11 protein-coding genes are annotated in these 12,733 nt (G+C 55.7%); 8 read left to right on the top strand and 3 right to left on the bottom strand.

The window, feature by feature from the left end; translation table 11 throughout:
• Positions 1 to 195: 195 nt before the first annotated feature.
• Complete coding sequence (locus PSSD_RS23670; protein WP_039330607.1) at positions 196 to 1,143, bottom strand: sugar-binding transcriptional regulator; 948 nt, start codon at positions 1,141 to 1,143, stop codon at positions 196 to 198.
• Positions 1,144 to 1,327: 184 nt separating this feature from the next.
• On the opposite strand from PSSD_RS23670, the gene PSSD_RS23665 reads away from it, so the two are divergent.
• From PSSD_RS23665 to PSSD_RS23635, 7 genes are all read left to right on the top strand, one after another.
• Positions 1,328 to 2,269: a D-ribose ABC transporter substrate-binding protein gene (locus PSSD_RS23665; RefSeq protein WP_058973915.1), complete on the top strand. Its 942-nt coding sequence runs from the start codon at positions 1,328 to 1,330 to the stop codon at positions 2,267 to 2,269.
• A gap of 13 nt (positions 2,270 to 2,282) precedes the next feature.
• Complete coding sequence (locus PSSD_RS23660; protein WP_058973914.1) at positions 2,283 to 2,894, top strand: DUF2291 family protein; 612 nt, start codon at positions 2,283 to 2,285, stop codon at positions 2,892 to 2,894.
• Entirely contained in the window at positions 2,894 to 4,408 is a 1,515-nt protein-coding gene (locus PSSD_RS23655; protein ID WP_058973916.1) for a sugar ABC transporter ATP-binding protein, read from the top strand. The genes PSSD_RS23660 and PSSD_RS23655 overlap by 1 nt, the downstream gene beginning before the upstream one ends.
• 2 nt (positions 4,409 to 4,410) lie before the next feature.
• Complete coding sequence (locus PSSD_RS23650) at positions 4,411 to 5,511, top strand: ABC transporter permease (RefSeq protein ID WP_058973913.1); 1,101 nt, start codon at positions 4,411 to 4,413, stop codon at positions 5,509 to 5,511.
• Between the two features lie 91 nt (positions 5,512 to 5,602).
• The gene (locus PSSD_RS23645; protein ID WP_039330604.1) at positions 5,603 to 6,433 is read left to right on the top strand and encodes a transketolase; all 831 of its coding nucleotides are present in this window, start codon (positions 5,603 to 5,605) and stop codon (positions 6,431 to 6,433) included.
• The gene (locus tag PSSD_RS23640; RefSeq protein ID WP_058973912.1) at positions 6,426 to 7,370 is read left to right on the top strand and encodes a transketolase family protein; all 945 of its coding nucleotides are present in this window, start codon (positions 6,426 to 6,428) and stop codon (positions 7,368 to 7,370) included. Before PSSD_RS23645 ends, PSSD_RS23640 begins: the two co-directional genes overlap by 8 nt.
• 2 nt (positions 7,371 to 7,372) lie before the next feature.
• Entirely contained in the window at positions 7,373 to 8,860 is a 1,488-nt protein-coding gene (locus tag PSSD_RS23635) for an FGGY family carbohydrate kinase (protein WP_039330602.1), read from the top strand.
• Between the two features lie 135 nt (positions 8,861 to 8,995).
• Here the strand turns inward: PSSD_RS23635 and PSSD_RS23630 are convergent, their stop codons facing one another.
• The gene (locus tag PSSD_RS23630; protein WP_039330601.1) at positions 8,996 to 9,730 is read right to left on the bottom strand and encodes a flagellar brake protein; all 735 of its coding nucleotides are present in this window, start codon (positions 9,728 to 9,730) and stop codon (positions 8,996 to 8,998) included.
• 186 nt (positions 9,731 to 9,916) lie between these two features.
• Between PSSD_RS23630 and PSSD_RS23625 the strand changes: the two genes are divergently transcribed.
• Positions 9,917 to 10,165 carry a GlsB/YeaQ/YmgE family stress response membrane protein gene (locus tag PSSD_RS23625; protein WP_039330600.1) on the top strand — a complete coding sequence of 83 codons (249 nt, stop codon included), beginning with the start codon at positions 9,917 to 9,919 and terminating at the stop codon, positions 10,163 to 10,165.
• Between the two features lie 83 nt (positions 10,166 to 10,248).
• Here the strand turns inward: PSSD_RS23625 and PSSD_RS23620 are convergent, their stop codons facing one another.
• Positions 10,249 to 12,345: a TonB-dependent siderophore receptor gene (locus PSSD_RS23620; protein ID WP_058973911.1), complete on the bottom strand. Its 2,097-nt coding sequence runs from the start codon at positions 12,343 to 12,345 to the stop codon at positions 10,249 to 10,251.
• Positions 12,346 to 12,733: the final 388 nt, after the last annotated feature.

The following is a 12,733-nucleotide window of genomic DNA, read 5'->3' as shown; positions in this document are numbered from 1 at the left end:
CGATGGAACATCCATGTTCCAGCGCCACCTTTCGCCCGCGTCCTGCGGGCTCTCCTGGCATACTCGCTCAGCTCAGCGCTGCGGAATGCCTGCCCCGGTGCGGCCCCAGCCAGCTCATCAGCTTCGGTGCGTGTTGTTAAAAAGGGCACATTGCGTGAGACCATGACGCCATTCATGGCTACCCATCTGGCCCAATCAATCCACCAACAACCGCGCCGTGGGGTAATCCACAATCAGCACCTTCACATAGCCGCCACGCAAGGCGCCGCGAATGGCTTGCGCTTTCTCTTTGCCTCCTGCCAGCGCTACCACCTGAGAACACTGTTTCACCTGCGCCAGCTCCATGCCGATGACCGGATCTTCCTCAGCGCTCAATACCGGTTTTCCATCCGCATCAAAATAATGCAGGCAGATGTCGCCCACGGCACCGCGTTCCGCTAGCGTGCGTAACATCTCTTGATCGTAATAGTTGCCAGAATTACGCAGCAACGCAGATGGCTCCAGATCGCCAATGCCGACAATCGCTAAGTCCACCTGATCAAATTTCTCCAGCACCACCGCCACGTCGGGGTTCACCGATAGACGTTGACGATCCTGTACTGAATGCTCAATTGACTGCGAAGGCAGCAACCACGCCGGGCAATCCAGCAGCGCAGCCAGATTCTGCGTCAGAATCGTGGCCTGTACGTTGCCGTTTGCACCCACACCGCCCAATAACTGAATCACGCCTTTGCAGGGCGCACTCAGTGGATGCAGGGCATCAACCATCGCGCGAATCGTGCCGCTCCATGACGAAATACCAATCAACTCATCCGCGCGCACACGGGTTTCCAGATAGTGCGCGGCGGCCGAGCCGATGGATTGCTTGATTTGCAACGCCGAAGCCTGATCCGGCACATCCACCACGATCACCTGCGGCAGCTGATACTGCTGCTCAATGGCTTTCTCCAGTTCGGGAAACACATTAGCGGGCGGCACCACGCTGATCTTCACCACGCCTTCTTTCACGCTGCGGTTCAGGATGCGTGAGACAAAGGATTGCGACAGCTTCAGCAAGTGCGCAATGTCGGACTGCTTCATGCCTTCTACATAATAAAGCGTGGCGATTTTCACCATCAGCCGCTGTTCGTCCTGTTTTGCCATGGTTTTTTCTCTCTCTTAAGCTGCCTGGTATTGTTAATCAGCCCGTCATAAATAACAACGCAGAACATTTTGTGATCGTTTTCGCTTTTTCAGGATCGGGTGATGGACGTGCTCGATAAGCCAGCGCATAGTCATTATGCATATAAAATCGCAATTGAATATATATTCAAGCGGAGAAAAATCAATGAAAGCATCTGTCCTGAAAGTTACCCTACTGGCTTCACTGATGTTGGCATCGGCGGCGACACTGGCTGCAGATAAAGGCTTGATCGCCATCATCACTCCCTCACACGACAACCCCTTCTTTAAAGCCGAAGCGGATGGCGCGCAGGAAAAAGCCAAAGCGCTCGGTTACGCCACGCTGGTGGCTTCACACGATGATGACGTGAATAAGCAGAACCAACTGATCGAAACCGCGATTGCGCGTAAAGCCAAAGCGATCATTCTGGATAATGCCGGCGCTGACGCCACCGTGGGTCCGGTACAGAAAGCTAAAGACGCGGGTATCCCGACCTTCCTGATTGACCGTGAGATCAACAAAACCGGCGTCGCCGTGGCGCAGATCGTCTCCAACAACTATCAGGGTGCACAGCTCGGCGCAGAGAAGTTCGCCAAGCTGTTAAACGGCAAAGGCACCTACGTTGAGTTACTGGGGAAAGAGTCCGATACCAATGCGGGCGTGCGTTCTCAGGGCTATCACGACGTGCTGGATGATTATCCAGACATGAAAATGGTGGCTCAGCAGAGTGCCAACTGGAGCCAGACCGAAGCCTTCAGCCGTATGGAAACCATTCTGCAGAAAAACCCCGATATCGTCGGCGTGATTTCTGGCAACGACACCATGGCGCTTGGTGCTGAAGCCGCGCTGAAAGCGGCCGGTAAAACCAACGTCATCGTGGTGGGCTTCGACGGCAGCGATTACACCCGTGATTCCATCATCAACAAAGGCAACATCAAAGCCACGGTGCTGCAGCCAGGTTGGGCCCAGGCGCAAATGGCGGTTGAGCAGGTGGATTACTACCTGAAAAACGGCAAAGCGCAGAAAGAAGAGAAGCAGCTGATGGACTGCGTGCTGATTGACGACAGCAACGCCTCAAAGCTGAAAAACTTCAACCTGGCGAAATAAGACGGAGGTCGGCATGAAGGGAAAAACAGCTGGCGGGCTGGTGGTTGCGCTGATGACGCTGGTGTTAACCGCCTGCACCGTGGTGGATCTCGATGCTAATGGCAATCCCATCATGCCGAAAGATCCCAACGCCAAACCGGGCTACAGCGATCAAACCCCGCAGCAAATTGCCGAATCCAGTTGGGCCAGCCGGGTGCAGCAACCGGCAGAAAAACAGGCGCTGAGCTGGGCGGACATGGAAACCAAAAGCCATACCGTGAAAGCCGGTACCAGTGAAAGTGTGTTTGTGCGTGCGGCTGGAACCGTGACGGCCTTTGATAACAGTAACGATCGTGAGCGCAGTTTAACCATGACCATCAACGGCAAGCCGGTTCAGGTGCTGATTGGCCCGGTGCTGCGCAGCAATGCGATTCGTGATGCGGCCGGATTCCGCTTCGAAGAGTTTACCAATCAGGTGCAGTATGCGCAGCTGACCAAAGCGCTGAACCGCCATGCCGTGCAGCAGTTACCTGCGGTAGATGCCAGCTGGGTGGGCAAGCCCGTGCAGGCGCTGCTGGCGGTCAGCATGAAACCGAACCAGGTGGATGACGTGGTAGCGATTCAGTTGCAGCAGGGGAATCCATGATGAGCGATGAAATCATCTTGCAGGCGAACCAGATGTCGATGCTATTCCCCGGCACGCTGGCACTGGATCGGGTGGATTACCGCGTATGGCGCGGCAAAGTGAACGTCATTATCGGTGAAAACGGCGCGGGAAAATCGACGCTGATGAAAATCCTGGCGGGGGTACAGCAACCCACCAGCGGAGAGATGTTCCTTAATGGGCAGAAAGTCACGTTCAGCAGCACGCGTGATGCGGCCCGCCACGGCATCGGTATGGTGCATCAGGAACTTAACCTGTTTGAAAACCTCAGCGTGGCGGAGAATATTTTTCTGGGGCGCGAGATCCAGCGCGGTATCAGCCCGATCAATGAGGCAGAACAGAAGCGTCGTACCGCCGCCTTACTGCAACGTCTCGACCAACCGATTTCGCCGGATGAGACGGTGGGCAACCTGAAAGTCGGCCAGCAGCAGTTGGTCGAAATTGCCAAAGCGCTGGCGGAAAACGCCGACATTCTCATCCTCGACGAACCGACCTCTGCGTTGAGCAAAACCGAAGTCGAAATCCTGTTCCGGGTGATCCGCGAACTGACGCATCAGGGTGTCTCCATCATCTATATCTCACATCGGCTGGAAGAGCTGATGGCAATTGGCGATGTGATTACCATCCTACGTGATGGCCGTTTTCAGGCGGAGGCCAAGGTCAGCGATATTGATGTGCCGTGGATCGTGCGCGAGATGCTCGGCAGCGAACCGGTCAGTAATTTCCTGCCGCCGAACCGCCAGTTTGGTGCCGCGGTGCTGGAGGCTGAGCACATCACCTGCGTCAGTCCCAATGGCAATACGCTGGTGGACGATGTCAGCTTCAACGTGCGTGCAGGGGAGATCGTCGGCATTTATGGCTTGATGGGTGCCGGGCGTACCGAATTATTTGAGTGCCTGCTCGGCAGCCAGCGCAACTATCTCGGCAAACTGTGGCTGGATAGCAAACCCTTGCCGACGCGCCTGCCTACCGCCGAACGCATCCGCATGGGCATGAGTCTGGTGCCAGAAGACCGCAAGCGGGCGGGCATTTTTCCGGTGTCGTCAGTGGCCAGCAATCTCACCATCGCCAGCCTGTGGCGGCGTTTATCTCACCGTACAGTGATCTCTGAACAGGCAGAGCGCGAGGCCGTCACCAGTACGGTTGGCAATCTGGCGATTAAAATCTCCTCGCCTGATGTCGCCATCAGCGCCTTGAGCGGCGGCAACCAGCAGAAGGTGGTGATTGGTCGCTCTTTGCTCACCAATCCGCGTTTGCTGCTGTTGGATGAACCCAGTCGCGGCATTGACGTGGGGGCCAAAGCCGAGGTGTTCCGCATGATGGTGCGGTTATCAGAGCAGGGCATTGCGGTGGTGTTTTCCACTTCCGATCTGAAAGAAATTATGGCTGTCGCCGATCGCATCCTGGTGATGTCTGGCGGCAAATTAACCGCCGATCTCCCGCGAGCAGAAGCGGAAGAAGCGGCGCTGGTGAAAGCAAGCGCACAAGGATTCTGAACATGAAAAATCAAGGCGCAATGGCGCTCGCGACACCAGGTAAAGCCTTTAACTCACGCGAAGGCTTGATTCTGCTGCTGCTCAAACTGCGTACCTTTATCGCGCTGTTTCTGATTGTCGGCTTCTTTGCCATCACGGTGCCGGATTTCCTCGCGGTGGGCAGCATGGTGATCATGGTGAAACACATCGCCATCAATGCCTTTCTGGCACTGGGTATCACTTTTGTCATCATCACTGCCGGGATTGATCTTTCGATAGGAGCGACGCTCGGGCTGTGCGGCATGATTGCCGGTTGGCTGATCACCAAAGGGATTGTCCTGCCGATGTTTGGCATCGCCATTTTCCCCAGTGTCTGGGTGATTGTGCCGCTGGTGTTAGTGATTGGTGGGCTGATTGGGGCGGTCAACGGTTGGATTATCACCAAATACAACGTGGCACCGTTTATCTGCACGCTGGGCACCATGTACATCCTGCGTGGTGCGGCGATGCTGACCTCTGGCGGCGAGACTTTCCCGGGCTTGCAGGGCAATCCGTTACTTGGCAATACCGGCTTTGACAAAATTGGCGCGGGCTATTTTCTCGGCCTGCCGTGGGCCATCTGGATGATGGTGGTGCTGGCGCTGGTGATTGCTTATGTCGCACGGCGTTTGCCTTTTGGTCGCCAGGTGTATGCGATTGGTGACAACGAGCGGGCGGCTGAACTTTCGGGCGTCAAAGTGAAGTCGGTGAAAATCTGGGTCTACACCATCTCCGGTTTCTGCGCTGCCATTGCCGGCATCGTGGTCTCTTCACAACTGGTGGCCAGCCATCCGGCTAACGGCAGCTCGTTTGAAATGAACGCCATCGCTGCGGTGGTGCTGGGAGGCACTTCACTCGCAGGCGGTCGCGGCACCATCTTAGGTACGCTGGTGGGGGCATTTGTCATCGGGTTCCTTGCCGACGGGTTGATCATGATGGGCGTCAGTGAATTCTGGCAGATGGTAATCAAGGGCATCGTGATCATTGTGGCGGTGATCATCGACCAAATGCAGAGCCGTATGCAGCAGAAGGCCGCCGTGGTGGCGCAAAAGGCGCTGATCGAGGAGGCTGATACCAAAGGTTAATCGGTTGGGAGCGAGCCACGCTTGCTTGCTCCCTCTTTTTTTATCCAGATTGAATATATATTCAATAACGCTTGAAAATTCAGAGGTGTCTATGAATCCTTTCAAATACTCAGTAGCCGATCTGGCCGCGAAAGCGCGTGCCGTGCGCCGCCGTATTATCCAGCTTAATGCGGGTAGCCCGGCAGGCGGCCACACCGGGGCAGATCTCTCTCAGGTAGAGATCCTCACCGCACTCTATTTCCGCATTCTCAACTGCGCGCCGGATCGCACTAACGATCCGCAGCGCGACATCTATATCCAGTCGAAAGGTCATGCGGTGGGCGGCTATTACTGCGTGCTGGCTGAGGCGGGCTATTTCCCAACCGAGTGGCTGCCGACGTATCAGCACTCTGACTCACATCTGCCTGGCCATCCGGTACGGCAGAAAACGCCAGGCGTGGAGTTAAACACCGGCGCGCTCGGGCATGGCTTACCGGTTGCGGTGGGCATTGCGCTGGCGGCGAAGAAGGACAACAGCAATCGCCGTATTTTTGTGGTGACGGGCGACGGGGAGTTGGCGGAGGGCAGTAACTGGGAAGCCGCACTGGTGGCAGCGCATTACGGCCTCGATAACCTGGTGATCATCAACGACAAGAACAAGCTGCAACTGGCGGGCCATACGCGCGACATCATGAATACCGATCCGCTACCGGATAAATGGCGTGCCTTTGGGTTAGAGGTCACCGAATGCAACGGTAACGATATGGCATCGGTGGTGGAAACCATAGAGAGCCTGCCACGCAATGGCAAGCCGCAGGTGATTGTGGCGCATACCGAGAAGGGCTTTGGCATCTCCTTTATTCAAGGCAAGCCGGAGTGGCATCACCGTGTACCTAAAGGGGAAGAGATCGCATTGGCACTGGAGGAATTGAAAGATGAGTAATGCAAAACATCTGGCGACGGTGATGGTGGAAGCCTTTATCGATGCGGTGAATCGGGGTGTCGATTTAGTCCCGGTGGTGGCAGATTCCACCTCAACCGCCAAAATTGCGCCTTTTATCAAGGCATTCCCCGATCGACTGATCAACGTCGGCATCGCTGAGCAAACCCTGGTCGGCACGGCGGCAGGCCTGGCGATTGGTGGCAAAGTGGCGGTGACCTGCAACGCCGCACCCTTCCTGATTTCCCGTGCGAATGAGCAGGTCAAGGTCGATGTTTGCTACAACAACACCAACGTCAAACTGTTTGGCCTGAATGCCGGTGCCAGTTATGGTCCGCTGGCCAGCACCCACCACAGTATTGATGACATTGCGGTGATGCGCGGCTTTGGCAATATCGAAATTTATGCACCGTCCTGTCCGCTAGAGTGCCGGCAAATCATCGAATACGCCCTGGCACACGTTGGGCCGGTCTATATCCGTCTGGATGGTAAAGACCTGCCGCAACTGCACGATGAAAACTACCAGTTCCGTCCAGGACAAATTGATGTTCTGCGCGAAGGCAAAGAGATTGCGCTGGTGGCGATGGGTTCGACGGTACACGAGGTTGTTGAGGCTGCAGAGCAGCTTAAAGAGCAGGGCATCAACGCAGGTGTGATCGCCATTCCATCGATTCGCCCTTGTGATACCCAACGGCTGCGAGAGCTGCTAAATCATTACTCCGCGGTGATAACCGTAGAAGAGCATAACGTTAACGGCGGTGTCGGTAGCCTGGTGGCCGAAGTGCTGGCGGAAGGCGGCTGTGGTATTCCGTTGCAGCGTTTGGGCATCCCGGATGGGCAGTATGCGATAGCGGGCGATCGCGCCTCGACGCGGGCGCATCACGGAATTGATGCCGCCAGCGTAGTGAAAAGCGCAGTGGGCATGGTGGCAGGAGCATAAACATGGCGGGACCGTTAATACTGGCAATTGATGAAGGTACCACCAACGCCAAAGCGATTGCGGTGAATGGTGCAGGTCAGGTAGTGGCACGTGGCAGCCAGCCGTTAACGCTGGCGCACCCGCAGCCGGGTCTGGCGGAGCAAGATCCGCGAGCCATCTGGCATGCCGTAAAACAGGCGATTGAAAGTTGTCTGGCTCAGTGTGCCGGGGCGGAGGTGGCGGCTGTAGCCATCAGCAACCAGCGCGAATCGGTGCTGATTTGGCAGCGTGCGGATGGGCAGCCGCTGACACCGCTGGTGAGTTGGCAAGATCGCCGCTCCGAAGCGTTTTGCCGCGATCTGCGCGTCGCGGGCAAAGCACCGCGCATTACCGGTCTAACCGGGTTAGCGGTCGACCCGATGTTCCCGGCAGGAAAACTTACCGGCATGTTGGCGACATTGCCCGATGGCCTGGCGCGTGCACAAGCCGGTGAACTGTGTATCGGCACGGTAGACAGCTGGTTGAGCTGGCAATTAAGCGGTGGTGAATCCTTTGTCACCGACCATGCCAACGCCGCGCGCACCCAACTTTATAACCTGCACAGCGGCGATTGGGATGATGAACTGCTCGCGCTGTTCCATATCCCACGGGCGGCACTGCCGCAGATTGTGCCTTCCGCGAGTGCGCAGGGTGTGGTGACGGTTAATGATATTGCGGGTCTGAAACCCGGCACGCCGATTTTGTCGCGAATTGGCGATTCTCACGCTGCTTTGCAGGCACAGCGCAGTGCCGGTGAAGAAGTGGTGAAGGCCACCTACGGCACGGGTTCGTCGTTAATGATGTCGATGGCCACGCCACTGCTGACGGAAAACGGCCTGAGTACCACGGTGGCATGGCATGATGGCACCTTGCGCTATGCGTTTGAGGGCAATATTACTCACACCGGTTCAGGGGCGGCGTGGCTGGGGCGTATGCTCGGTATCAGCGATCCGCGTGAGCTGACGGCAATGGCACAGCGCAGCGAGCACAATCAGGGGATCTATTTTGTGCCAGCGCTGTCTGGCTTGGGCGCACCCTGGTGGGATTTAAAGGCGCGTGGCATGGTGTGTGGACTGACCGATGCCGCCACGCCCGAAGTGCTGGCGCGGGTGGCGCTCGAATCCATCACGTTCCAGATTGCCGATGTGTTTTTCGCCATGGAGCAGGCCAGCGGTGTGCAGCTCCCGGCGCTGTGTGTCGACGGCACCGCCACCGAGAACGGTTGGCTGATGCAGTTGCAGGCCGATGTGTTACAGCGTCCGCTGAAACGTGTTCCCACAGCCGAAGTCTCAGCGCTGGGGGCAGCCTTACTGGCCGGGCGTTTGTTAGGCTGGTGGCAGCAGGGCAGTGAAATGCAGGCATTGCAAGGAGGTTCGGTGATTGAACCGCGAACAGAACGGGCGGTCATGATGCAGGAAACTTATCGCGGTTGGCTGGATGCGGTGGCGCGATGCCGTTATCAGCCTCATTGAAACTCCGAGGCCCCCCAATTCCGCATCAATGTGCACCCTACGAAAACCTCGCCCGATCGTCGTAGGGTTGCCATTTATGGCGACCGAAAGGCGCTTAACTGGCAAGCATGACGCCACTTAAGCGACCTGTGCCCATCACTGAAAACGATTAGCCTTATCCCGTGCCAGACGCTCCAGCGCAAAGATAACCTGTTGTAACTGACGCTCCTGCACCGGTTCAATGGTAGTAAAGCGGAAGCTCAAACGGGGTGTGGTGCGGGTTTCATTTTTGCTAGTGATGGTGCTGCGTTCACCGATGTGCAGCAGCTGCGCGGTGACCTCGAAATGGCCATATTCACCCAGTTCCACGCGTAGTTTTTTAAAGGTGTCGCCGCGATTCAAGCCTTCTGGCAGTGCTTCATCCAGCAGCACACCTGCGCCACCCAGCGACAGATCCTGCAAACGGAAGCGCACTTTGCTGCCATCCGGCCATTCACTGTGGCAATAAAACACCGGTTCCATTGGGGCATTTACGCGGAAGAACTCACGGCGTTGAATTTGCCAAACCAGTTCCGGTAGTGGCGCGGAGAAAGCAGGTAAGCCTTCGAACTCGACACGTTGTAATCCCGCCAGGCCAAATTCCACTTTGGCTCCCTGGGTTTCGGCGGCGATATTTAATTCGCCACCCTGTAAGGCTAAATCATTATCCAGCGCATTGCTGCCAAGATCGAAGATCACCTGGTCTTCGTCGGCAGCCAGTAAGCGGCTAATAAACTGTCCGCGCGCAAAACTCACCATCAGCGGGGTCTGGTAACGTAGCAAGTCCTTCATTACGTTCAATACTGCCAGCGTGCCTCGTTTGAGGTATTGTTCTTTATCGGCTTCTTTCACGTCCTGCTCCACTTATCCGATTGTTATTATCACGAGTGCCAATGCTACCGATTTGTTATCGGCCTGGCCCAAAAAAGCTTTAGCGTGCTAACGATTATTTTACCGTTGCGCTCACCCGGCACAATGAAAATTCCAGGCTATACTAATCGCAGTGAACACCTTGATTCATAACGTAAGGAGCAGTAAATGGGTATTCTTTCATGGATTATTTTTGGTTTGATTGCCGGGATTATCGCTAAGTGGATCATGCCGGGTAAAGATGGCGGCGGATTTATCATCACAGTGGTGTTGGGTATCGTCGGTGCGGTCGTCGGCGGCTGGATCAGTACCCTGTTTGGCTTCGGTAAAGTTGACGGTTTCAACTTTGGCAGCTTCGTGGTGGCGGTAATTGGTGCCATCGTGGTGTTGTGGATTTACCGCAAAGTGCGTGCCTGATAACACGCGTTGATTTAAAGAAAACCGCACCTCATGGGGTGCGGTTTTTTTATGCGCGGGAGCCCTTAAGGCCTCCCGACTCATCAAAAATCATAACCCACGGTTGCCATCACCGTGCGCTCTGCACCGCGATAACAGTAGCCGGTGCCATAACAGGCGGTAAGATACTTTTTATCGGTCATGTTATTGGCATTCACCTGCAACCACGCCCCTTTCAGCTGCGAATTCCATGCACCCAGATCGGCACGCACCGAGGCATCAAACAGCGTCACTGACGGCAAACGGGTGGTGTTTTCATTATCCGCCCACTGCTTACCGATGTAACGCACACCGGCACCGGCACTCAAGCCGTAATCGAACTGATAATGTCCCCAGAAGGATGCCATGCTATTGGGGGTGACATACGGAGTATGACCTTCGTTGCCATCTACCGAGTCTTTGAAGCGCAGGTGATTGAGCGTGTAACCCGCGATAGTACTCAGGCGTGGCGTGAGCTGATTACGCGCTTCCAGCTCGATACCCTGCGAATGCACTTTGCCAGAAGGGGTGAAGGTACTGTCGATGACGTTGCGGTTGGCGACATCATTCTGCGTCAGGTCATACAGCGCAATCGAATACATATCGCGCGTGCCAACCGGCTGGTATTTCACACCGGCCTCATACTGTTCCGAGGTGGTGGGTTTCAGCTGATTGCCATCCGGGTCAGTGAGTGAGGCGGGAGTGATCGCCTGACTCCAGCTGACATAAGGCGAGATGCCACTGTCGAAGGCGTACAGCAGTGCAGCACGACCGCTGATATGGTCATCCTGGCGGCGACTGGTGCCATTATTCGACACGATGCGATCATAGCGGCCAGAGAGATCCAAATGCCAGCGATCCAGCTGTAACTCATCCTGCAGATAAATCCCGGTTTGATAGTAGCGGCGGGTCGATTCTGTCCAGCTGTAATCCGGCATGGTGCCAACAGCTTCGCCCGTCCATGGATTCAGTGAGCTGGCGTAGCCGCTGGCGTTGCTGAGATCGTTCTTATATCGGTGGTACTCCGCACCTAAAATCACACGGTGCTGCACTGCACCGGTGGAAAAATCGGCCTGCAGGCGGTTGTCGTTGGCCCAGGCGCTGAGTGATGATCGTTCGCCAGAATAGTAACGCGTCAGCAAATCGGGGTTGGTGGCATCCCAACCAATCTGATACACCTGATCGAGATCGACATTCGAGTGGCTATAGCTGGCGGTGGAGTAGAACGACCACACTTCATTAAAGCGGTGTGAGAAGTCGTAGCTGTAGATCTGTTCATTACGTTTGAACTGATCCAGCGCACTGTCGCCTTCATAGAAGCTGTCACTCAGTTTACGGCCATTGTGGCTATAAAGCGTCCCTTCAGCAGGTACGGAACCGTGATACCCACCGGAAGGATCTTTTTGCAGATAGGCGCGCAGCACCAGGTTGGTGTCTTCACTCGGCTGCCACATCAGCTGCGGTGAAATGGCGTATTTTTCTTCGCGGGTATGGTCATATTGGGTATCACTGTTGCGCGTGATGCCGGTCAGACGAAATGCCCACTGATCGTTGATGGCGTTGGTGTAATCAATCGCGGCGCTGTTGGTGGCATTGGTGCCAGTCGACAGGCGGAAGTGACCCTCCTCGGCAAACTGCGGGCGCTTGCTGACCAGATTTACCAATCCACCCGGTACAGTCTGGCCGTACAGCGCGGAGGAGGGGCCTTTAATCACGTCCACGCGGTCCAGGAACCAGTTATCGACCTGCAGGATATTAAAGCTGCCGCCATCGCTCATGATGCGCAGGCCATCAAGGAAGGTGTTATCCACATCGCCGCCGTGGAAGCCGCGTAAAGCGATAGTGTCGTAACGCGTTGCCGCACCACCGAAGTTGGTAAACACGCCAGGGGTGTAGTTGAGCGCCTGGTTAAGATCCTGGGCACCCTGGTCTTCCATTTGCTGTCGCGTTACCACTGAAATCGACTGTGGCGTGGTGATTAAGGGCTGATCGGTTTTGCTGCTGCCGCTACTGCGTGTGGCGAGATAACCTTGTGTCGGTGAGTTGGCGCTCTCTTGCGGTTGTGCCGTTACCACGATGGACTCTTCAGCGAAGGTGGCTCCAGGCAGGGCTAAAGCCAGCGCACACAGCACGCGGCCACGATTGAGGGTAAAAAGCGACATCAGAAATCCTTTAACTGAAAGCAGGCAAAATGGCAGCACATGTAAAATCACCACCGCAATTGTGAGAATAAGATTCGATATTAGAGTGATAATTATTATCTTTTAGTGGGCTGTGTTTCAAGATGTAAATTTGAGATAGATGAGGTGTGAGAAAATCTCACAAGGTGGGCGGAAGTTGGGGGATTAACTGACTGGCTTTCTGCTAGTGCGCATAAATGCACACCCCAGAAATCCGTATCCTTGCTTGTCGGGCCGCCAATTATGGCAAATTACTCGTCAGTTAAGCGACTGACGATAACGCCGTCTGGGGTCGCACCGGGGCTGGCGGTCCTCGCGCCGCTACGCGGTGCCTTCACTTCACTCGTCTGCCTTAACGGACCGGTGCTGA

Source organism: Type-D symbiont of Plautia stali (assembly GCF_001485335.1).
GTDB classification, from domain to species: domain Bacteria; phylum Pseudomonadota; class Gammaproteobacteria; order Enterobacterales; family Enterobacteriaceae; genus Pantoea; species Pantoea vagans_C.
The sequence above is the reverse complement of the archived record's forward strand: the minus strand, read 5'-3'. Positions and strand labels throughout refer to the sequence as shown.